18 protein-coding genes are annotated in these 20,385 nt (G+C 71.9%); 12 read left to right on the forward strand and 6 right to left on the reverse strand.

Translation table 11 applies throughout. From position 1 onward, the window contains the following. Position 1: 1 nt before the first annotated feature. Positions 2–1,492, forward strand: a complete 1,491-nt coding sequence (locus ACFVH5_RS21975; RefSeq protein ID WP_385835314.1) for a precorrin-2 C(20)-methyltransferase — start codon at positions 2–4, stop codon at positions 1,490–1,492. Between the two features lie 82 nt (positions 1,493–1,574). Here the strand turns inward: ACFVH5_RS21975 and ACFVH5_RS21980 are convergent, their stop codons facing one another. After that, positions 1,575–2,318, reverse strand: coding sequence for a cobalt-precorrin-6A reductase (locus ACFVH5_RS21980; RefSeq protein WP_385835296.1), 744 nt, complete (start codon positions 2,316–2,318; stop codon positions 1,575–1,577). Between the two features lie 18 nt (positions 2,319–2,336). Between ACFVH5_RS21980 and ACFVH5_RS21985 the strand changes: the two genes are divergently transcribed. Then, positions 2,337–3,509, forward strand: a complete 1,173-nt coding sequence (locus ACFVH5_RS21985; RefSeq protein WP_385835297.1) for a cobalt-precorrin-5B (C(1))-methyltransferase — start codon at positions 2,337–2,339, stop codon at positions 3,507–3,509. A 34-nt stretch (positions 3,510–3,543) separates the two neighbouring features. Here the strand turns inward: ACFVH5_RS21985 and cobM are convergent, their stop codons facing one another. Then, complete coding sequence (cobM, locus tag ACFVH5_RS21990) at positions 3,544–4,293, reverse strand: precorrin-4 C(11)-methyltransferase (protein WP_385835299.1); 750 nt, start codon at positions 4,291–4,293, stop codon at positions 3,544–3,546. Beyond that, entirely contained in the window at positions 4,290–5,621 is a 1,332-nt protein-coding gene (gene cbiE, locus ACFVH5_RS21995; protein WP_385835300.1) for a precorrin-6y C5,15-methyltransferase (decarboxylating) subunit CbiE, read from the reverse strand. Before cbiE ends, cobM begins: the two co-directional genes overlap by 4 nt. Positions 5,622–5,791: 170 nt before the next feature. On the opposite strand from cbiE, the gene ACFVH5_RS22000 reads away from it, so the two are divergent. The 5 genes from ACFVH5_RS22000 to ACFVH5_RS22020 all read left to right on the forward strand — a co-directional run bounded on the left by ACFVH5_RS22000 (position 5,792) and on the right by ACFVH5_RS22020 (position 11,245). After that, positions 5,792–6,484 carry a winged helix-turn-helix domain-containing protein gene (locus tag ACFVH5_RS22000; protein ID WP_385835301.1) on the forward strand — a complete coding sequence of 231 codons (693 nt, stop codon included), beginning with the start codon at positions 5,792–5,794 and terminating at the stop codon, positions 6,482–6,484. After that, positions 6,481–7,839 carry a sensor histidine kinase gene (locus tag ACFVH5_RS22005; protein WP_385835302.1) on the forward strand — a complete coding sequence of 453 codons (1,359 nt, stop codon included), beginning with the start codon at positions 6,481–6,483 and terminating at the stop codon, positions 7,837–7,839. Before ACFVH5_RS22000 ends, ACFVH5_RS22005 begins: the two co-directional genes overlap by 4 nt. A 43-nt stretch (positions 7,840–7,882) precedes the next feature. Then, positions 7,883–8,278, forward strand: coding sequence for a cation:dicarboxylate symporter family transporter (locus tag ACFVH5_RS22010; RefSeq protein ID WP_385835315.1), 396 nt, complete (start codon positions 7,883–7,885; stop codon positions 8,276–8,278). A gap of 85 nt (positions 8,279–8,363) precedes the next feature. Further along, on the forward strand, positions 8,364–10,310 hold the full coding sequence (locus ACFVH5_RS22015; protein ID WP_385835303.1) for a glycoside hydrolase family 9 protein: 1,947 nt from the start codon (positions 8,364–8,366) through the stop codon (positions 10,308–10,310). Positions 10,311–10,399: 89 nt separating this feature from the next. Then, entirely contained in the window at positions 10,400–11,245 is an 846-nt protein-coding gene (locus ACFVH5_RS22020; RefSeq protein WP_385835305.1) for a class I SAM-dependent methyltransferase, read from the forward strand. Positions 11,246–11,276: 31 nt separating this feature from the next. On the opposite strand, the gene ACFVH5_RS22025 is transcribed toward ACFVH5_RS22020, so the two are convergent. The 3 genes from ACFVH5_RS22025 to ACFVH5_RS22035 form a co-directional block, all read right to left on the reverse strand. Further along, a complete protein-coding gene (locus tag ACFVH5_RS22025; RefSeq protein WP_385835306.1) occupies positions 11,277–11,939 on the reverse strand; it encodes a hypothetical protein in 663 nt (220 codons plus the stop codon). Next, positions 11,936–12,655 carry an HAD family hydrolase gene (locus ACFVH5_RS22030; RefSeq protein ID WP_385835307.1) on the reverse strand — a complete coding sequence of 240 codons (720 nt, stop codon included), beginning with the start codon at positions 12,653–12,655 and terminating at the stop codon, positions 11,936–11,938. The genes ACFVH5_RS22025 and ACFVH5_RS22030 overlap by 4 nt, the downstream gene beginning before the upstream one ends. A 129-nt stretch (positions 12,656–12,784) precedes the next feature. Then, positions 12,785–13,807, reverse strand: coding sequence for a LacI family DNA-binding transcriptional regulator (locus tag ACFVH5_RS22035; RefSeq protein ID WP_385835308.1), 1,023 nt, complete (start codon positions 13,805–13,807; stop codon positions 12,785–12,787). A 336-nt stretch (positions 13,808–14,143) separates the two neighbouring features. Here ACFVH5_RS22035 and ACFVH5_RS22040 point away from each other — a divergent pair, with 336 nt between their 5' ends. The 5 genes from ACFVH5_RS22040 (at position 14,144) to ACFVH5_RS22060 (ending at position 20,272) form a co-directional block, all read left to right on the forward strand. Next, entirely contained in the window at positions 14,144–15,511 is a 1,368-nt protein-coding gene (locus ACFVH5_RS22040) for an extracellular solute-binding protein (RefSeq protein ID WP_385835309.1), read from the forward strand. Between the two features lie 98 nt (positions 15,512–15,609). Then, the gene (locus ACFVH5_RS22045; protein WP_384805433.1) at positions 15,610–16,518 is read left to right on the forward strand and encodes a carbohydrate ABC transporter permease; all 909 of its coding nucleotides are present in this window, start codon (positions 15,610–15,612) and stop codon (positions 16,516–16,518) included. A 2-nt stretch (positions 16,519–16,520) separates the two neighbouring features. Next, entirely contained in the window at positions 16,521–17,408 is an 888-nt protein-coding gene (locus tag ACFVH5_RS22050; RefSeq protein WP_385835310.1) for a carbohydrate ABC transporter permease, read from the forward strand. Positions 17,409–17,467: 59 nt separating this feature from the next. After that, complete coding sequence (locus tag ACFVH5_RS22055; RefSeq protein WP_385835311.1) at positions 17,468–18,985, forward strand: alpha-N-arabinofuranosidase; 1,518 nt, start codon at positions 17,468–17,470, stop codon at positions 18,983–18,985. A 129-nt stretch (positions 18,986–19,114) separates the two neighbouring features. After that, a complete protein-coding gene (locus ACFVH5_RS22060; protein WP_385835312.1) occupies positions 19,115–20,272 on the forward strand; it encodes an exo-alpha-sialidase in 1,158 nt (385 codons plus the stop codon). Positions 20,273–20,385 lie beyond the last annotated feature (113 nt).

Consider the following 20,385-nt stretch of genomic DNA (forward strand, 5'->3'; position numbering starts at 1 on the left):
CATGACCGGCAAGCTGTACGGGGTCGGGCTCGGCCCCGGCGACCCGTCCCTGATGACCGTGCGGGCCGTCGAGGTCATCGCCGAGGCGGACGTGATCGCCTACCACAGTGCCCGGCACGGGCGGTCCATCGCCCGCTCGATCGCGGCGAAGCACATACGCGAGGACCACATCGAGGAGCGGCTGGTCTATCCGCTCACGGTGGAGACCACCGATCACCCCGGCGGCTACCAGGGCGCCATGGACGAGTTCTACGCCGAGGCGTCGGCCCGGCTCGCCGCGCATCTCGACGCGGGGCGCACGGTGGCGGTCCTCGCCGAGGGCGATCCGCTGTTCTACGGCTCGTACATGCACATGCACAAGCGGCTCGTCGACCGTTACGACACCGAGGTCGTCCCCGGTGTCACATCCGTGTCCGCCGCCGCGGCCCGCCTCGGCACCCCGCTCGCCGAGGGCGAGGAGGTGCTGACCATCCTGCCGGGCACCCTGCCCGAGGAGGAGCTGACCGCGCGGCTCGCCGCGACGGACGTGGCCGTGGTGATGAAACTGGGCCGTACGTTCCCCAAGGTGCGGCGCGCGCTGGAGAGTTCGGGGCGGCTGGACGAGGCCCGGTACGTCGAGCGGGCCACCATGGACGGGGAGCGCGTCGCCGGACTGGCCGACGTGGACCCGGAGTCGGTGCCGTACTTCTCGGTGGCCGTGCTGCCCAGCCGGGTCGACGCCGAGCGGCCCGTACGGGAGCAGGGCGAGGTCGTCGTGGTCGGCACCGGGCCCGCCGGACCGCTGTGGCTGACCCCCGAGACGCGGGGCGCCCTCGCCGCCGCCGACGACCTGGTCGGCTACACCACCTACCTCGACCGGGTACCGGAGCGGGCCGGGCAGCTCCGGCACGGCTCGGACAACCGGGTGGAGGCCGAGCGCGCCGAGTTCGCGCTCCAACTGGCCCGGCGGGGGCGGCGGGTGGCCGTCGTCTCCGGCGGCGACCCGGGCGTCTTCGCGATGGCGACCGCCGTGCTGGAGGCCGCCTCGCAGAAGGAGTACGAGGACGTCCCGGTGCGGGTGCTGCCGGGGGTGACCGCGGCCAACGCCGCCGCCGCCCGCGCGGGCGCACCCCTCGGCCACGACTACGCCACCATCTCCCTGTCCGACCGGCTCAAGCCGTGGGAGGTCATCGCCGAGCGGCTGCGCGCGGCGGCCTCGGCGGATCTGGTGCTGGCGCTGTACAACCCCGGCTCGCAGAGCCGTACCTGGCAGGTGGGCAAGGCCCGCGAGCTGCTGCTTGAGCACCGGGCCCCGGACACGCCGGTCGTGGTCGCCCGGGACGTGGGCGGCGCGGGCGAGCGCGTACGGATCGTGCGGCTCGTCGACCTGGACCCGGCTGAGGTCGACATGCGGACGGTGCTGCTGGTCGGGTCCTCGCAGACTCGGGTTGCCGTGCGGCGCGGGGGTTCCGAGGAGATCGTCTGGACTCCCCGGCGGTATCCGGAGGGATGAGCCTTGGCCGCGGTGCAGCCGGCTCGGTGTGGTGAGTCGGCTGCGGGTGCGTCGTGGCTGGGCGCGCAGTTCCCCGCGCCTCTTACGGGGCGCGCCTCATCCTGACCCAGTGGGCCGCCGACTCGGGGTCGGTGGCCACCTGGACGCCCTCTGGGGTCGGCGGCCTGCGGACCACCACCACCGGGACTCCCGCCTCTCGTGCCGCCGTCAGTTTCGGTGCCGTGGCACTGCCTCCGCTGTCCTTGGTCACCAGGGCGTCGATCCGGTGGTGGCGCAACAGGTCACGCTCGCCGTCGAGGGTGAAGGGGCCCCGGTCCAGCAGCACCTCCATGCGGGCGGGACACGGGGGCTCCGGGGCGTCGACGGACCGGACGAGGAACCACAGGTCGTCCAGGTGCGCGAACGTGGCCAGGCCCATGCGGCCGGTCGTGAGGAAGACCCGTCGGCCGAGTCCGGGCAGCAGCCGCGCCGCCTCCTCCAGCGAAGCGGCCTCGTGCCAGTCGTCGCCCTCGACCGGGGTCCAGCCGGGGCGGCGCAGCGCGAGCAGGGGAACATGGGCGGTGGCGGCGGCGCTCGCCGCGTTGAAGCTGATCGTTCCGGCGAAGGGGTGGGTGGCGTCGATGAGTGCGTCCACCGCGTGCTCGCGCAGCCACGCGGCCATCCCCTCGGCTCCGCCGAAACCGCCCACGCGGACCTCGCCCGGGGGCAGCCGAGGGCTGGCGACCCGCCCCGCCAGGGAACTCGTCAGTTCCAGGCCGGGGGTACCGTGCAGTAGCCCGGCCAGCTGTCGGGCTTCGGTCGTTCCGCCGAGTATCAGTACGTGCATGGAGATCCGGGTCCGTTCATGAACAGCGAAGAGCAGGGTGCCAGTGCTGGTGCGGGCGCCAGTGCCGGTGTCGGTGTCGGCGAGGCGAAGGGCGGGCGCGGGGCCCAACTCAAGCACACCGGGCTGCGGCCCGGCTGGACCACCGGCGCCTGTGCGACCGCGGCGACGACGGCCGCGTACACCGCGCTGCTGACCGGGGAGTTTCCCGACCCGGTGACCATCACGCTGCCCAGGGGGCAGACGCCGTCGTTCGCGCTCGCGGCCGAGGAGCTGACGGACACGTACGCGATGGTGGGGATCGTGAAGGACGCGGGTGACGATCCCGATGTCACGCACGGCGCGCTGGTACGGGCCACGGTCCGGCGGCTTCCCGTGGGCGCCGGGGTGGTCTTCCGGGCGGGCCCCGGCGTGGGCACGGTCACCCGTCCTGGGCTGCCCCTGGCCGTCGGTGAGCCCGCCGTCAACCCGGTCCCCCGCCGGATGATGAGCGAGCACGTCGCCGAGGTCGCGGCCCGGCACGGCGGCACCGGCGACGTCGAGATCACCGTCTCCGTCGACCACGGCGAGGAGATCGCCCGCTCCACCTGGAACCCGCGGCTCGGCATCCTGGGCGGCCTGTCCATCCTCGGCACCACGGGCATCGTGGTCCCGTACTCGTGCTCGGCCTGGATCGACTCGATCCGGCGGGGTGTGGACGTGGCACGCGCGGCGGGGCGTACGCATGTCGCCGGGTGCACCGGGTCGACGTCGGAGAAGACGGTCGTCGCCGAGTACCGGCTCCCCGAGGACTCCTTGCTCGACATGGGTGACTTCGCGGGCGCGGTGCTCAAGTACATCCGCCGGCATCCCGTCGACCGGCTGACCATCTGCGGCGGCTTCGCCAAGCTGTCCAAGCTGGCCGCGGGACATCTGGACCTGCACTCCGCCCGCTCCCAGGTCGACAAGGGGTTCCTCGCCGAACTCGCCCGGCGCGGCGGGGCGGGCGAGTCGCTGGTCACCGAGGTGGCCGGGGCGAACACCGGGCTGGCCGCGCTCCAGCTGTGCATGGCGGCCGGGGTGCCGCTGGGCGAGCTGGTCGCGACGACCGCCCGTGACGAGGCGCTGGCCGTGCTGCGCGGGGCGCCGGTCGCGGTCGACGTGATCTGCATCGACCGGGCGGGCACGGTGGTGGGGCGCAGCACGGTGGCGTGAGCGCCGCACATGGCCGGCGCGTGCTCATCCGGCATCAGCAGTTATGACGGTCCCGCTCGGCCGAGTACAGGTGGCTGTCGCGGAACTGCTCCGCGCCCAGGGTCCGCCCGACCATGATGACGGCGGTCCGCAGCACGCCGGCCTCCTTCACCTGCCCGGCGATCTCGTCCAGCCTGCCGCGGATGACCAGCTCGTCGGGCCGGGAGGCGTAGGCGACGACCGCGGCGGGGCAGTCGGCGCCGTAGTGCGGAAGCAGCTCGTCGACGACCCGGTCCGCGTACCGGGCGGCGAGGTGCAGCACGATGAGCGCGCCGCTGCGGCCGAGGGTGGCCAGGTCCTCCCCCTCCGGCATGGCGGTGGCGCTGTGGGCGACGCGGGTGAGGATGACGGTCTGGCCGACGGTCGGCACGGTCAGTTCCCGCTTGAGGGCGGCGGCAGCCGCGGCGAAGGCGGGGACTCCGGGGACGACCTCGTACGGCACCCCGGCCGCGTCGAGACGCCGCATCTGCTCGGCCATCGCGCTGAACACCGACGGGTCCCCGGAGTGCAGCCGCGCCACGTCGTGCCCCTCCTCGTGCGCGCGGACCGTCTCGGCGGTGATCTCGTCGAGGTTGAGCTGCGCGGTGTCGATCAGCCGGGCGTCCGGCGGGCATTCGGCCAGCAGTTCACGCGGGACCAGGCTGCCCGCGTACAGGCAGACGTGGCAGGCGGCGAGCGTACGGGCGCCGCGCACCGTGATCAGGTCGGCGGCACCGGGTCCGGCGCCGATGAAGTACACGGTCATCTGTCTGCTCCTGCGGAATCATCGGCTGCGGCGGACTCGGCGGACGTCTTCCGCACGGGCGTCTGGAGAGGTTTCTGTACGGCCCACTGGGTCACCGGCATCGCCTGCCGCCAGCCGGTGAAACCGCCCACCGGCACGGCGTGCGCCACCGCGAGCCGTACCAGTTCGCCGCCGTGGCTCCGGTAGGCGTCGGCGAGCAGTGCCTCCGACTCCAGGGTCACGGTGTTGGCGACCAGCCGTCCGCCCGCGGGCAGCGCCTCCCAGCACGCGTCGAGGAGGCCGGGCGCGGTGAGCCCGCCGCCGATGAACACGGCGTCGGGCGGCGGGAGTTCGGCCAGGACGGCGGGCGCTGCACCGGTGACGACCCGCAGCGCGGGTACGCCGAGCCGGTCGGCGTTGCGGGCGATGCGCTCGGCCCGTACCGGGTCGCGTTCGACGGTGACCGCCCGGCACGAGGGGTGCGTACGCATCCACTCGATCGCGATCGAGCCCGAGCCGCCGCCGATGTCCCACAGCAGCTCGCCGGGTGCGGGGGCGAGCGTGCCGAGCGTGGCGGCGCGGATGTGCCGCTTGGTGAGCTGTCCGTCGTGCTCGTACGCCTCGTCCGGCAGCCCCGGTACGGCGCCGAGCCGCAGGGCGTCCGGGGCTCGCCGGCACTCGACGGCGACGATGTTGAGGGGGTCACCGGACGGGTGCGCCCAGTCGTCGGCGGTCGCCTCGGCCGTCGTACGTTCCTTCGCGCCGCCGAGTTGTTCCAGCACCCGCATCCGGCTGGGGCCGAAGCCGCGGTCGCGCAGCAGGGCGGCGACCTCGGCGGGGGTGGTGGCGTCCGCGCTGAGCACGAGGAGCCGTCGGCCGTCGTGCAGGGCGGCGGCGAGGCGGGCGGCGGGCCGGCCGACGAGGGTGACGACCTCGACGTCCTCCACGGGCCAGCCGAGGCGCGCGGCGGCATGGGAGACGGAGGAGGGGTGGGGCAGGACGCGCAGTGCGCCGCGTTCGGCGTCGGGCGTCTCGTCGAGCACCTCGGTGAGGGCGCGTCCGATGCCGTAGAACATCGGGTCGCCGCTGGCCAGCACGGCGATCCGGCGGCCGGAGTGCGTGGCGAGGAGGCCGGGGACGGCGGGGCGCAGGGGCGAGGGCCAGGTGATCCGTTCCCCGGCGCACTCCGGCGGCAGCAGGTCCAGCTGGCGCGCTCCCCCGATCAGGACCTCGGCGTCGCGAAGTGCCGTACGGGAGGGGCCCGGCAGGCCTTCCCAGCCGTCCGCCCCGATCCCGACGACGGTGACAGCGGTGGCGGCGGGCTGCGGTCCAGGTCGCGCGGGGATCACTGCTCGGTACCTCGGAATTCGGCGGCGGGTCTCGGGATGGAGCTCATGAACGGGTGTCGGGAGGGGCAACAGGAACGCACTTTACGGGGCGCCGACCTGCACACCTACGCTCGGGTACGCGGGCCGGGGCCGCCGTGGGCCTGTCATCGACAGCGTCTAAGCTCCAGGTCATGCGCGTACTGGTCTTGGAGGACGATCCCGATCTGGGGCCCGTCGTCGCGGCTCGACTGCGCGAGGCGGGGTTCGCCGTGGACCTCGCACGGACGCTGGCCGAGGCCGACCTGAAACTCGCGGTGAACGGCTACGACTGTGTCGTGGCCGACCGCTCGGTCCCGGACGGCGACTCGCTCACCCTGCTCGCCGCACACCGGCGCAGGGGTTCGGCGCTGCCCTTCCTGCTGCTGACGGCGCTGGACGCGGTGAGTGACCGGGTGGCCGGCTTCGAGCACGGCGCGGACGACTACCTGGTCAAGCCGTTCGCCTTCGCCGAACTGGTCGTAAGGGTGCGGGCGCTGTGCCGCAGGGAGCAGCCCGCGCGGTTGCCGGTCCTGCGGGCGGGCGACCTTGAGATGGATCTGCCCAGACGCCGTGTGTCCCGCGCCGGGGTGCTGCTCAGCCTCTCCGCCAAGGAGTTCGCGGTGCTGGAGGTGCTGATGCTGCGCGCGGGCCAGGTGGTCACGCGCACCGAGCTGATCGAGAGCTGCTGGGACGAGGCGAGCGAGCCGATGTCCAACGTGGTGGACGTCCTGATCGGCCAGCTCCGACGCCGGCTCGGCCCGCCCGACCCGATCGGGACGGTACGCGGCGTCGGCTACCGGCTGGACGGCGCGGACCGGGAACAGGCCACAGGGACGCGGACGTGATACGCCCGCGCCGCCCGGCGGCCACGCCCTCCACCTCCTCCGCGTCGCCCGCCGTCGCCCGGCTGCGGCGTACCCGTCGGTCCATGACGCTGCTGTTCGCCGGGACGACCGCGGCCTGTCTCGTCGTACTCGCCACGGTCGCCGTCCGCATCGATGCCGAGTCCCGCCGGTCCGGCCTCGACCACGAGGTCGGCAGCCGGGCGGTCGGTCTGTCGCGGGCGGTCTGGTTCGACGACGGGGCGTTGCATCTGGAGCCGCTGCGCGAGGACGAACTCGCCCGGAGCGCCGAGGTGTTGGCCGTCCTGGAGGTCGCTCCGGGAGAGTCACCGTCGGTGTGGAACGTCGTTCCCGCCCGCACGGCGCTTCCCCGGGAGGACTGGCTCGACCATGTCTGGCGGGACGTCCTGGAGGAGCAGGAGACCGTCTCCGTCAGCGCCCCCTCAGAGGAGGGCGAGCGTCTGAGGTGGGCCGCGGCTCCCGTCTGGGACGGCGACCGGATCGGCGCGGCCGTACTGGTCGGCACGGCACTGGCGCGCAGCGAACACGATCACGACCTCCTCGTCCGCTGGCTGGCCCTCGGCTGTACGGCCCTGGTGTGCTGCGCGGCGGCCGTCGGCCATCTGCTGTCCGGCAGGGCGATGCGTCCCGCCCTCGTCGCGCTGGGCCGGCAGGAACAGTTCCTGGCCGAGGCCGCGCACGAACTGCGCACACCGCTGGCGACGTTGCGGCTGGTGGCGGAGCGGGACGGTTCCTCCGACCAGACGCTACGGATGGTGGACCGGCTGAGTCGCCTGGTCACCGGCCTGCTGAGCCGGGCCCGTACGGAAGCCGGTACGCAGCAGGTCGAGCTGGTGCCCCTGCGCCTCGATCAGCTGGTGGAGACCACGGTCGAGGAGCTGCCCGACCACGGGAGTGTCACGGTGACCTCCGAGGAAGCGGTGGTCGTGCTGGGAGACCCCGACCTGCTGGCCCAAGCGGTACGGAACCTGGTGGAGAACGCTCAGCGGCACGGGGGTCCGGCCGGGGCTCCGGTGGAGGTCACCGTGGCTCCGGGGCTCGTACAGGTCCGCGACCATGGAGTGGGCGTACCTCTCGCGGACCGGGAGCGCGTCTTCGCCCGGGGCGTCACCGGGGCTCCCGGCGCCGGGTCGGCACCACCTGCCGCAAGCGGGCCCGGAACCGTGCCGGTCCCGGAAACGGCGGCCGTCCCGGGCACAGGCGCAGGCCTCGCCATCGTCCGCTGGGTCGCCGAGCTGCACCACGGCACCGCCCACCTCGCGGACGCACCCGGCGGCGGCCTGATCGCCGAACTCCGGCTGCCGGAACACCCGCCCCGGACGCCCTCGACCCCGTAACCGTTCCCGTCCCCGTCCCGCATTTCACGTCCGCACCACGTCCCTGTTCCTGGCGCAGACCATGGGCATCGATCTGTCGTGGCAGCAGCAGCTGATCATGGTGGGCGTCATGGTGCTCACCAGCAAGGGCGCCGTCGGCATCGCGAGCGGGGCGTTCGTCGTGCTCGCCGGCACCGTCACCGCGGTGGGCCACATCCCGCTCGCCGCCCTCTCCCTGATCGTCGGCAGCGACCGCATCCTCAACGAGGGCCGCGTCTTCATCGAAGTCCTCGGCAACGCGGTCGCCACCATCGTGATCGGCACATGGGAGAAGGACCTCGACATCGACAAGGCCCGCTCGATCCTCAACTCCCTTACCGCGGGGCCCCCGTCGGCCGACACCGGGAGCACCGGGAGCGACACGGGTTCCGGCTCGGGCACGGTCCCCGCCGACGCCTGACCCGCGGTCGGTCCTCGTCCGACGACGGAGACCTCCCCCACCCGTCCTCATCTTCATCTCATGAAGGCTCCGGCAGGGTGGACGCATGAACTCTCCGCGCACCCCCCGGCTGCTGGTCGCCGCAGCCGCGGGACTCGGCACCCTGCTCCTCGCCGCGAGCCTGCACGGTCTGCCCTTCGGCGGCGACGGGCCGGGCTCCACCGAGGTGGCCATCAGGGTCGACCAGGTCGGCTACGCGCGCGGCGAGGCGAAAAGGGCCTACGTCATGGGGCCCGCGGCAGCACTCGCGGGAGCGCGCTTCAAGGTCGTCGACGCCGGGAACGACGACGTGGTCACGGCGGGGAGGCTCGGAGCCGTCACCGGCCGCTGGAACGCCAAGTACCCCTCGGTACGCACCATCGACCTCTCCGCGCTGAACACGCCCGGCACCTACCGCATCGTCCTGACCGGGAGCGCGGCCGGCCGCTCGCCCGCCTTCCGGGTGGCCGGGGCCCGCGCTCTGATGACCCCGCTCGTGCGCGACAACGTCCGCTTCCTGCAGGCGCAGCGCGACGGGGCCGATGTCCTCACCGACGGCCCCCGGAGTGCGCTGCGGCACGGCCCGTCCCATCTGGCCGACGAGGACGCGACGGTCTACGAACCGCCGGAGTACGACGAGGAGGGCACCGAACTGCTCGACGAGGAGCTGACTCCGGCCGGTGAGCGGGTCGACGTCTCGGGCGGGTGGTTCGACGCGGGGGATTTCCTCAAGTTCACCGGCACCACCTCCTACTCGGTGGCCGAACTCCTGCTCGCGCAACGTGACGTGCCCGGGATGACAGAGCTGTCCGACGAGGCCTCGCACGGCCTGGCCTGGCTGGACAAGATGTGGGACGGGGACAACGAGACCCTCTACGTACAGGTCGGCATCGGGGCGGGCAACGACGCCGTACGGACGGATCACGACGTGTGGCGGCTTCCGGAGGCCGACGACCGGCTCGATGTGTCGCCCGGTGACCCTGACTACACGATCAAGCACCGGCCGGTCTTCCGCGCGGCCGAGCCGGGCGAGGGGGTCAGCGCCAGTCTGGCGGGCCGGGTGGCCGCGGCCTTCGCCCTCGCCGCACAGCGCGCGGCCGGCACGGACCCCGAGCAGGCCCAGGAGTGGCTGGAGAAGGCCGCCGCCGTCTACGCCCTGGCCGACACCGCACCCGACCCCGACGAGCCGCCCCTCACCGCGATCCCGGGGAACTTCTATCCCGAGGACTCCTGGCAGGACGACATGGAGTTCGGCGGCGCCGAACTCGCCCTGGCCGCACGGGAGCTCGGGGACGACCGGGAGGGCGACTGGACCGACGACGCGGCCCGCTGGGCCGGGGCGTATCTGCGTTCCGACGTCCAGGGCACGCTGGGCGTCGCGGATGTCAGCGCCCTGGCCCACGTGGACCTGGCCACCGTCCTGGACGGCGGGCGGACGCACGGGATCGCGGCGGCGGACCTGTATGAGGATCTGCGGCGTCAGCTGGAGGACGGGGTCGACCGCGCCGGGGACGACCCGTTCGGGGCCGGTGCCGTCTACGACGACTTCGACGCCGTCCCGCACACCTTCGGGCTGGTGGCAACGGCCCGCCTCTACGCGAGGGCCACCGGGGACACGGAGTACGCGGCCTTCGCCGGCCGGCAGCGCGGCTGGGCCCTCGGCGCCAACCCCTGGGGAACCAGCTTCATGATCGGCGCGGGTGAGGTCTATCCGCACTGCCCCGAACACCAGTTGGCGAACCTCGGAGGCAGCCTCGACGGCAAGGGCGCCATCCTGCGGGGAGCGGTCGTCAACGGCCCCAACGCCGCCGCGAAACTGGAGGAGTTGAACAGCTTTCCCACGATGAAGAAGTGCACGGCCGCCCCGCCCGAAGGGGCTTGGCGCGACTTCGACGGCAAGGGCGCGCGCTACCTGGACGACGTGGGCGCCTGGCAGACCGTGGAGCCCTCACTGGACTTCACCACCACCGCCCTGCTGGCCTTCGCCCTCACCTCGCGGGCCGATGAACGGTAGCCGCACCGGACCCGTGAAATCATCGATCCGACGGACAGACCGGACACACCCGACAGGACCGTGATCTCCGTGAACGGCGAGGGACAGACATGACCTCCAGCCCGGAGTGGAAGTGGGACGACACCCTGTTCCTCGGCACGGCCGCCCACTACCAGCGGGGCAGACTCCCGTACGCCCCCGGGCTGGCGGACGCGCTCGCCGGGATCCTGGAACTCGACGGGCGGGGACGCCTCCTCGACGTGGGCTGCGGACCCGGCACCGTCGCCCTGGGCCTGGTGGACCTGTTCGGCGAGGTCGTCGGCGTGGACCCGGACAACGGGATGATCACCGAGGCCGCCCGGGAGGCCGCCGAGCGCGGGGTGGGCGGGAAGACGCGGTGGGTGCGGGCCCGGGCCGAGGAACTGCCCGCCGGACTCGGGACGTTCAGCGTCGCGGCCTTCGCCCAGTCCTTCCACTGGATGGACCGCGACCTGGTGGCGGCCACCGTAAGGGACATGCTCCGGCCCGGCGGGGCACTGGTGCACATCTCCGACCTGAAGACGGAGACCCGGAGCACCGACGGCCTGCCGCATCCGCCGGTGCCGTACGCGGCCCTGGAAGAGCTGGTGGGCGGCTATCTCGGGCCGGTCCGCCGCGCCGGCCAGGGGCTGCTGCCGCACGGGCCCCCCGGTGGCGAGGCGGCGGTGTTCGACCGGGCGGGATTCACCGGCCCCCAGCGGCATGTCGTCCCCGGCGGACAGGCTCTGGAGCGCACGAGTGACGACGTCGTCGCGGGCGTCTTCTCGATGTCGTTCTCGGCCCCGCACCTGTTCGGCGCCGGCCGGGACGATTTCGAGGACGACGTACGCCGCCTGCTGCGGACGACGTCCCCGACGGGCCTCTTCTCCGCACGCCAACCGGGCACGGAGATCCATGTCTGGCGCAAGGCTCCCTGAGCCGCAAGGCCTCCTGTGTTCCAGGGCGGCCCTAACCGCTGTGGGTGGCGCTGCGGATCGCCCGCCAGCGGCGGATGAAGAACCGCAGGAAGAGCGTCTCGCACAGTACGGCGTAGAGGAGTACGCCGCCCACGACGGCGAGGTCGTCCCGGAGGGTCGGGCTGGGCTCCAGCCGTCCGACCAGGAAGTAGCCGCCGAGGCTCTGGGCGAGCACGCCGGTGCTGAGGATGAACACCGCGGTGGCGATGTACGGGTACCCCATGTGCGTACCGGAGGAGACGAGCCGGGATTCCCAGCTGAGGACGTCTCCCGTGCCCAGAAGGCTGTTGATCCGGCGCTCGACCGCCGCGACGCCCTGACCGGCCCGCTGGGAGCGGTGGTACTCCCCCAGCCAGATCAGCAGGCTCGCCTTCGCGGCTCCCGGGACGAAGAACAGACAGGCCGGGATCAGGAAGCCCCGGGGCAGATCGGAGGTGATCATGGCGGCGGTGACGACCGCGAGGGAGGTGAACGCGAAGTTCATGATCTGGATGCGGTTGCTGATCGCCTGCAGACTCTCCGAACGCAGCGAGTTGTACTCCGCGAGCAGCGCCGTCAGAGCGGCATGATCCGCGGGGCCCGGAGCGGCGGAAGTGGGCCGTACGACGGGAATCGCCTTGCGTGGGGCAGGAGTTGGCGGGGATGGATCGGTCACCCTGTGATTGTGTCCAGCAACTCCGCGACCGACACACCGGACATGCCGCTGGACTCGTGACGGGACTCGTCACCGGAGTCGTGACGGGCTTCGCCAGCGGACTCGTCCTTGAACGCGTACTCGACGGTGCGGAAACCCAGCCCCCGGGCACGTGCCAGGTTGGCCCCGCGGTCCTCCACGAACAAGGTGGCGGACGGGCGGACGTGCTCCGCGGCGATCTCCAGAAGGCCCCGCCCGGGTGTGCTCTTGGAGACGCCGAGCCCGCTGGAGAGGAAGACCAGTCCCGGGTCGATCCACCGGTCCAGACGCAGCCGGTCCGCCTGCTTCGCGTACCAGAAGGACGTGTTGTTGGAGGCGATGCCCACCGGCCGGACTCCGTCGGCGGAGGCCGCGGCGAGCAGTGCTCCGGCGGCGGGGTTCGCCAGCAGCAGCTCCTCCTCCAGCTCCTTGACCAGCTGGGCGGGGATGTCGCAGCCCAACTGCCGGGACAGTTCGCTCCAGTACTCCGCCTCATCGGCCTCGCGCACACTGAACGTGCGCCAGCAGTGGCGGCCCGCCGCCAGTACGGCGGACCGGTCGAGCCCCAGACGGTCCCCGAGCCCCGCGCCCGGGGTCAGCAGCAAGGACTCCCAGGGGTCGCTGAACAGGACGTTGCCGAGGTCGAAGAGGATCACCGCCGGACGGCCGGCTTCCGCGGCACCGGGATGCGCGTTCACCTGCGGGCCCCCTTCGCTCTGTCGCAGCGGCTCACCAGGCCGCGGCGGACGGGAATCGCGACGCTAGCATGCCCACGCACCGCACCCCGGGCGGCCGACGGGAGCCGTCCAGGGGCCATGCCCCGCCCGTCACTCCGCTTCCGGCGTCCGCGTGCTTTCCCGTACGACCAGTTCGTACCCCGCGATGAGTCGTGTGTGAGGGGCCTCCGCGTCCGTGGTGATCCTGTGCAGCACGGCGTCCACGGCCAGTTCGGCGATCTCGCGTTTGTCCGGTGACACGGTGGTCAGCGACGGGACGCTGTAGCGGGTCTCCTGGATGTCGTCGAAGCCCACGACCGCCAGGTCCTGCGGCACGCGCAGGCCGTGTTCGTGCGCGGTGCGCACCGCGCCGGAGGCGAGCAGGTCGCTGAAGCAGAAGACGGCATCCGGGGGCTCGTCCAGGGCGAGCAGGATCCGCATGGCGGCGGCTCCGTCGGCACGGGTGAACTCGCCGGTGTCCGGGACGAGTCGGGGGTCGTGCGGCACCCCGGCGGCGTGCAGCGCGGTCAGGAAGCCGTGCATGCGCTGCACGGTCGTGGCATGGGCCCGGTCCGAGGGCTGGCCGATGACTCCGATGCGCCGCCGGCCGAGCTGGAGCAGGTGCTCGGTCGCCTCGCGCGCCGCCGCGGAGTTGTCGATCAGTACGTGGTCGGCCGGGATCTTGTACGACTGCTCGCCCAGCAGGACGAGGGGGACGCGGCGCTCGCGGTTGGCGAGCATCGTCTCGTCGAGGCAGAGCGGGCTGAGCAGCACGCCGTCGATGAGGGGGTCGCTGAGTCCGCAGGCGATGCGCAGTTCCTCGGCGGGGTCTCCCCCGGTGTCCTCGATGAGGACCGTGCAGCCGCGCTTCTTGGCTGCCGCGATGACCTCGGCGGCGAGTTCCGCGAAGTAGGGGGCGACCAGTTCGGGCACGGCCAGCGCGATGATGCCGCTGCGGCCGGTGCGCAGATGGCGTGCGGAGGCGTTGGGCTGGTAGTCGAGTTCGGCTATGGCGCGCAGCACCCGTTCCCGGGTCTGTTCCGCGACCCGGACCTCGCCCCGCACGACGTTCGAGACGGTCTTGATCGATACGCCCGCGCGCTCGGCGACGTCCTTGAGGCGTGCACCTGCCATGGTGGTCGCCCCTCCCTCCCCCGACTTCCTTCCGGCCGACGGCCGGCGACCGACGGCCGCCTTCCGCGTTGCTCCGTCACGCGTGTCGGTCCGGTGCGCTGCTCAGCGTAAGCCATGTTCCAACGTTGTAATGGCTTCGCTTACCAGTTGGGCGATATAAACCGATATGGCGTCGACAGCCCGTCGAACAGGAAGTTCGTGCAGAAGTGTTGACGCCACATTTCCCCGGGGATACAACGTTGTAACCGCCTGGACCCAGTGACCGAGCGGATCGGTTCGATCGCCCATTCCAACGTTGTATTCCTTGAGTTTTCCGCCGTGGAAGGACGCATGCCCATGCGGGACCGCACGCCGCACACCTCCCCGCCCGCTCCGTCCCGGCGCCGACTGCTGCGCGGCACCCTGTCGCTCGGTGCCGTCGCGGCCTCGGCCGCGGCGCTCGGCGGCTGTGACAGCACCCTCGCGCAGGGGTTCACCGGCGGGTCGCCCACCCCGGACCGGCTGAACTTCTGGAATCCCTTCACCGGCGGTGACGGTGAGCGGCTGCTCGCGATGCAGGCCGCCTACCGGGCCGGGCACAGGAAGACGGACCTGAAGTCGGCGACCTTCGTGTGGGGCAACCCGTACTACACGAAGCTCACCCTCGCCACGCTCGGCGACCGCCCGCCGCAGGTCGCCATCAGCCATCTGTCGAAGGTGCCGACGCTCGCCGAGGCGGGTCTGCTCTCCGAGATCCAGCCGGCCGATCTGGCCCGGCACGGGCTGACCGAGGACAAGTTCGACCCGCGGCCGTGGAAGAAGTCGCAGCTGGACGGGAAGCTGTACGCCATCCCGCTCGACACCCACCCCTTCGTGCTCTACTTCCGTACCGACATCGCCGAGAAGGCCGGACTGCTCGACGGCAAGGGGCGGTTGACGGACGTGGACGGGCCCGACGCGTTCATCGACGCCCTGCGCGCCGCGAAGGAGGTGACCGGGCAGTGGGGCGGTTCGATCGCCTCGGTGAAGGACGCCTCGACGCAGTTCCGGCTCTTCTGGTCGTTCTACCGGCAGATCAGCGGCGGCGATCTCGTCGCCGACCAGGGCAAGAAGGTCGTCATCGACACGGAGGCCGCGGCGGAGGCCCTCGCGTACATCCGCCGGCTCACCCAGGAGAAGGTCGTCCCGACGACCACCGACGGCCCGGGTGCCATCACGATGCTCACCACCGGCAAGGCCGGGTTCCTGATGGACGGCGTCTGGCAGGTCCTCACCGTCCAGGGCTCCAAGGTGAAGTTCGACATGCGGCCCCTGCCGCGGATCTTCGACGACGCGCCCTACGCCTGCGCCGCCGACTCGCACTCCCTCGTCCTGCCCAAGGCGCCCTCGGACTCGGCCCAGCGCCTCGACCTCTCCCTCGGTTTCATCGCCTCCCTGCTCGGGTCGAGCGAGCTGTGGGCGGAGGGCGGACACATCCCCGCCTGGCTGCCGACCCAGCGATCGGCGTCCTACAAGGCCCTCGAACCGCAGTCGCACTACGCCGCCGCCGCCAACGGGGCCGCCTACGACCCGGCCGCCTGGTACGGGGGCGCGGGCAGCAGCCTGCAGATCGTCATCGGCGACGCCGTGACCTCCGTGTTCACCGGAGCCACCAGCCCGACGGCCGGAGCCGCCCGGATGAAGCGCGAACTGCGTGAGCTGGCCGGCCGGCCCTCGCCCGTGTAGTCCGGCGCCCTCCACCCCTCGCACTGTCTTCATCACGGCCCGCATCGGGCCCCCGTACGTCGTGAGATCCCGTATGTCCTGACTGAAAGGGCCGTCCCATGGCCACGACAACCGCACCGACCAAGGCCCGAGGCAGAGGTGACCGCTGGGCCGGTCCGGGGATGCTGTTGCCCTTCTCCCTGTTCTATCTGCTCTTCCTGGTGGGGCCGCTGATCTACACCGTCGTGGCCGGCTTCTTCGACACCAGCCTGCTCAAGTCGGGCCTCGGCGACTTCGCCGGTCTCTCGAACTACTCGGCCGTGCTGGGCGACAGCGAGTTCTGGCGCACGCTCAAGAACACGCTGTGGTTCACCGTGCTGACCACCGTCCCCCTGGTGCTCCTCAGTCTGGTGCTGGCGATCCTCGCCGACCGCTTCGTCCGAGGACGCTGGTTCTTCCGCTTCGCCTTCTTCGCGCCCTTCGTGCTGCCGTCGGCGGTCGTCGCGCTCATGTTCACCTTCATCTACGCCGACCAGGTGGGCCTCGCCCAGCAGGCCGCGACCTGGGTCGGCGTGGACACCCCGCCGTCCTGGCTCGGTGACCCGGACTGGGCGATGATCTCCATCGCCGCCGCCACCGTGTGGTGGACGCTCGGCTTCAACTTCGTCCTGTACCTCGCCGGTCTGCAGGACATCCCGCGGTCCGTGCACGAGGCCGCGGCCATCGACGGAGCCGGGCCCTGGCAGCGCATCCGCCACGTGGTCGTGCCGATGCTCGGCCGCACCACGACCCTCGTCACGGTCCTCCAGGTCGTCGCCTCCCTGAAGGTCTTCGACCAGATCTACATGCTGACCAACGGCGGCCCCGACGGAAGCACCAGGCCCTCGCTCCAGCTCATCTACGACACCGGGTTCGTCGAGGGCCGCGTCGGCTACGCGTCGACCGTCTCGCTGCTGCTCTTCGTGGTGATCCTGCTGGTCTCGCTCGTCTGGTTCGCCCTCGTCCGCCGCGCCGAGAAGGAGCGCTGATCATGACCGCCACCGCCACACCGCCCGTGACCGAGCCGCAGACCCCCGTGGCCGAGCCGCGCCGGAAGTACGACGCAGAGCGTCTGTTCAACCGGGTGGCCCTCGGCGTCCTCGTCGCCTTCTCGCTGCTGTGGCTGGTGCCGCTCGCCTGGGCGCTCGCCACCTCGATCCGGCCCGCGCAGGAGGTCATCACCAACCCCACCAGCTGGTTCACGGCCCACCCCACCCTCGCCGCGTACGGGGACATCTTCGACGCGGGGAAGCTGCCCTACTGGTACGCGAACAGCTTCATCACCTCGATCCTGACGACCGTGCTCACGGTGGTGGCCGGCTCGCTCGCCGCCTTCGCGCTCTCGCAGACCCGCTTCCGGGCGCGCCGCGTCGCGTTCGTGATGCTCCTCGCGGGGATCATGATCCCGGGTCAGGTGCTGATGATCCCGCAGTTCCTGGCACTCCAGGAGGCGGGCCTGCTCAACACCTACTGGGGAGTCGTGCTTCCCCAAGTACCCAACGTCGTCGCGGTGTTCGTCTTCAAGCAGTTCTTCGACGGCATCCCCAGGGAACTCATCGACGCGGCGCGCGCCGACGGCGCGTCCTGGCTGCGCACGTACCGGCAGATCGTCATGCCCATCTCGCGGCCGGTGATCTCCGCGGTCACGATCTTCGTGTTCGTCGGGGTCTGGAACAACTTCCTGTGGCCCCTGCTGGTCGTCACCGACCCGGAGATGATGACCCTCCCCGTCGGGCTGACCTCCGTACAGGACGTGTTCGGCGTCCCCTACGCCCAGTTGATGGCCTCCGCCGTGCTCGGTGCCATCCCGCTCCTCGCCGTGTTCGCGCTGTTCCAGCGGCGCATCGTCGAGGGCATCGCCGGAACCGGCCTCAAGTAGCCCCGTACATAGGGCAGTTCCACCGTTCCACCGTTTTCCTTCCTGAGAAAGGCTCCAGCATGCCGCACACCGCACGGTTCACCGTCGACCCCGAGTTCACCGTCGGGGAGGTGGACCCGCGCCTGTACGGAACGTTCGTCGAGCACATGGGACGCTGCGTCTACACCGGTATCTACGAGCCCGAGCACCCCTCGGCGGACGCCGCCGGTTTCCGCACGGACGTCGCCGACCTGGTACGGGAGCTGGGTACGGGCCTGGTCCGCTACCCCGGCGGCAACTTCGTCTCCGGCTACCACTGGGAGGACGGCGTCGGCCCGGCCGCCGAGCGGCCCCGCCGGCTCGACCTGGCCTGGCGCTCCATCGAGACCAACCAGGTGGGCACCAACGAGTTCCTCACCTGGGCCAAGGAGCAGGGCCTCGACCCGATGATGGCGGTCAACCTAGGCACACGCGGTATCGACGCCGCCCGCGCCCTGGTGGAGTACTGCAACCAGCCCAGTGGCACCGCCTGGTCCGATCTGCGGATCAAGCACGGCTACTCGGCGCCGCACGACGTCAAGCTGTGGTGCCTGGGCAACGAGATGGACGGCCCCTGGCAGACCGGCCACAAGTCGGCCACCGAGTACGGACGCCTCGCGGCCGAGACCGGCAAGGCGATGCGTCAGGTCGACCCGTCCATCGAGCTGGTCGCCTGCGGCAGCTCCAACGCGGCCATGCCGACCTTCGGCACCTGGGAGCGCGAGGTCCTGGAGCAGACGTACGACGAGGTGGACTACCTCTCCCTGCACGCCTACTACGAGGAGTTCGACGGCGACCGCGCCAGCTTCCTGGCCTCCGGGGCGCACATGGACCAGTACATCCGCGACGTGGTCGCCACCGCGGACCACGTCCGGGCCGCGCGCGGCGCCAAGAAGCACATCAGGCTCTCGTTCGACGAGTGGAACGTCTGGTACGCGGCCCGGTTCGTCGGCGAGCGCAACCTGGAGACCGCCGAGACACCCCGGCTGATCGAGGACACCTACAGCGTGACCGACGCCGTGGTCGTCGGCTCGCTGCTCATCACGCTCCTGCGCAACGCCGACCGGGTGGCCATCGCGTGCCTGGCCCAGCTCGTCAACGTGATCGCCCCGATCCGCAGCGAACCGGGCGGCCCCAGCTGGCGGCAGACCATCTTCCACCCGTTCGCCCAGGCGGCCCGGTTCGCGACGGGCAAGGTGCTGCGCACCGAGGTCACCGGGTCCCGTATCGACACCGCGCGGCACGGTGACGTGCCGGCGCTCGACTCGGTGGTGACGTACGACGAGGAGAGCGGCGCGGTGACCGTCCTCGCCGTCAACCGCGGCCAGGAGGAGTCGCTGAACCTGCGGGCCGAGCTGCGCGGCGCGCTGTCCGGCTACCGGGTCCTTGAGCACCTCGTCCTGGCCGACCAGAACCCGGACGCCGTCAACACCCAGGCCGATCCGGACCGGGTGACCCCGCGCGCCGACGGCGGAGCCAAGGTGTCGGCCGACGGCGCACTGGAGGCGGAGCTGGCCCCGGTGTCCTGGAACGTCATCCGCCTGGTTCCCGGCGCCTGACCCCCGCCTCGCCGCCCCCCTCGCTGTGTGACGTCGCCTTCGGCGTCACCGACCGAACAGATCCGACCCCCACCCCATTGGGAGCATCTGATGTCGGCAAGACCACGTACCCCCATACCCCCACTCCGCATGGCCGCCCTCCTCTCCGCGCTGGTCGCGCTCCTGGCGGCGCTGCTCACCGCGCAGACCGGCTCGGCCGGCGCGGCGAGCGGCACCGTACTGCGCAACGACACCGGCCTGTACCCGCGGGCCATCCGTCTCGCGTACAACGGGAGCGCCAACGGCCGCGTCCTGTCGTCGGTGGTCACCTTCTCAGGCAACAACGGACTCGGGACCATCTACGAGAGCACCGACTCGGGCGGGTCCTTCCGCCAGGTCGGCGCGGTCGCCGACCCGGAGGCGGCGGGCGGCCAGGGCCTGTGCTGCTCCACGCTCTTCGAACTCCCGCGGGCCATCGGGAGCCTGCCCGCCGGCACCCTGCTCTGGGCTGCCTCGGTCGGCCAGGACGAGACGAACCGCCGCATGGCGTTGCGCGTCTTCAGGAGCAACGACGTGGGCCGCACCTGGAGTTACCTGTCCACCATCGCCACCGCGGGCAGCACCGGGGGCCTGTGGGAGCCCGAGTTCTCCGTCGACGCCTCCGGGCAGCTGGTCGCGCACTACTCGGACGAGACCGACTCGGCCCACAGCCAGAAGCTGATGGCCGCACGCACCTCGAACGGCACGACCTGGACGAGCCACCACGCCACCGTCGTCAGCTCCCTGGTCTCCGACCGGCCCGGCATGGCGGTCGTCCGCAAGCTCGGCAACGGCACCTACTTCATGTCGTACGAGATCTGCGCCGCCCCCGGCCAGTACCAGTGCGTCGTGCACTACCGGACCTCGCCCGACGGCTGGGACTGGTCGAGCGGGCCGTTCCTCGGCCACCGGCCCGAGACGGCCGACGGCAAGTACTTCAAGCACGCCCCGACCGTGGCCTGGTCCCCCGAGGCCGGCAATCCGCTCGGCAGGCTCTTCCTGATCGGCCAGGTCCTGTACAACAAGGACGGCAGCGTGGCCGCCGGGAACAACAAGACGGTCTGGGTCAACAGCGCGGGCGGCAGCGGCACGTGGCGGGAGATCCCCGCGCCCGTCACCGTCTCGTCGACGGTCGTCGACTACTGCCCCAACTACAGCTCGGCCCTGCTGCCGTCGGCGGACGGCACCAGCCTGCTGGAGATCGCCACCGACTGGGACGGCGGTACGTGCAAACCGTACTTCGCCACCAGGTCCGTACCGTCCTCCTGAACCCTCTCGCAGCATGACCTGTGGGGGGGGCGGGGCCCCGCGGCGGGGGGGGGGCCCCGCGGGGGCCGGGGGGGGCGGGGGGGGGGGGCGGGGGAGAAGGGGCGGCCCCCCGG

Origin of the sequence: Streptomyces sp. NPDC127119 (assembly GCF_042677425.1) — a bacterium.
GTDB lineage: Bacteria > Actinomycetota > Actinomycetes > Streptomycetales > Streptomycetaceae > Streptomyces.

Excerpts from the sequence above, each read along its gene's own strand:
- ACFVH5_RS22060 (WP_385835312.1), top strand. The coding sequence starts at position 19,115 with ATGGCCGCCCTCCTCTCCGCGCTGGTCGCGCTCCTGGCGGCGCTGCTC.
- ACFVH5_RS22055 (WP_385835311.1), top strand. The coding sequence starts at position 17,468 with ATGCCGCACACCGCACGGTTCACCGTCGACCCCGAGTTCACCGTCGGG.
- ACFVH5_RS21975 (WP_385835314.1), top strand. The coding sequence starts at position 2 with ATGACCGGCAAGCTGTACGGGGTCGGGCTCGGCCCCGGCGACCCGTCC.
- cobM (WP_385835299.1), bottom strand. The coding sequence starts at position 4,293 with ATGACCGTGTACTTCATCGGCGCCGGACCCGGTGCCGCCGACCTGATC.
- ACFVH5_RS22040 (WP_385835309.1), top strand. The coding sequence starts at position 14,144 with ATGCGGGACCGCACGCCGCACACCTCCCCGCCCGCTCCGTCCCGGCGC.
- ACFVH5_RS22000 (WP_385835301.1), top strand. The coding sequence starts at position 5,792 with ATGCGCGTACTGGTCTTGGAGGACGATCCCGATCTGGGGCCCGTCGTC.
- ACFVH5_RS22015 (WP_385835303.1), top strand. The coding sequence starts at position 8,364 with ATGAACTCTCCGCGCACCCCCCGGCTGCTGGTCGCCGCAGCCGCGGGA.
- ACFVH5_RS21985 (WP_385835297.1), top strand. The coding sequence starts at position 2,337 with ATGAACAGCGAAGAGCAGGGTGCCAGTGCTGGTGCGGGCGCCAGTGCC.
- ACFVH5_RS22045 (WP_384805433.1), top strand. The coding sequence starts at position 15,610 with ATGGCCACGACAACCGCACCGACCAAGGCCCGAGGCAGAGGTGACCGC.
- ACFVH5_RS21980 (WP_385835296.1), bottom strand. The coding sequence starts at position 2,318 with ATGCACGTACTGATACTCGGCGGAACGACCGAAGCCCGACAGCTGGCC.
- ACFVH5_RS22035 (WP_385835308.1), bottom strand. The coding sequence starts at position 13,807 with ATGGCAGGTGCACGCCTCAAGGACGTCGCCGAGCGCGCGGGCGTATCG.
- ACFVH5_RS22020 (WP_385835305.1), top strand. The coding sequence starts at position 10,400 with ATGACCTCCAGCCCGGAGTGGAAGTGGGACGACACCCTGTTCCTCGGC.
- ACFVH5_RS22050 (WP_385835310.1), top strand. The coding sequence starts at position 16,521 with ATGACCGCCACCGCCACACCGCCCGTGACCGAGCCGCAGACCCCCGTG.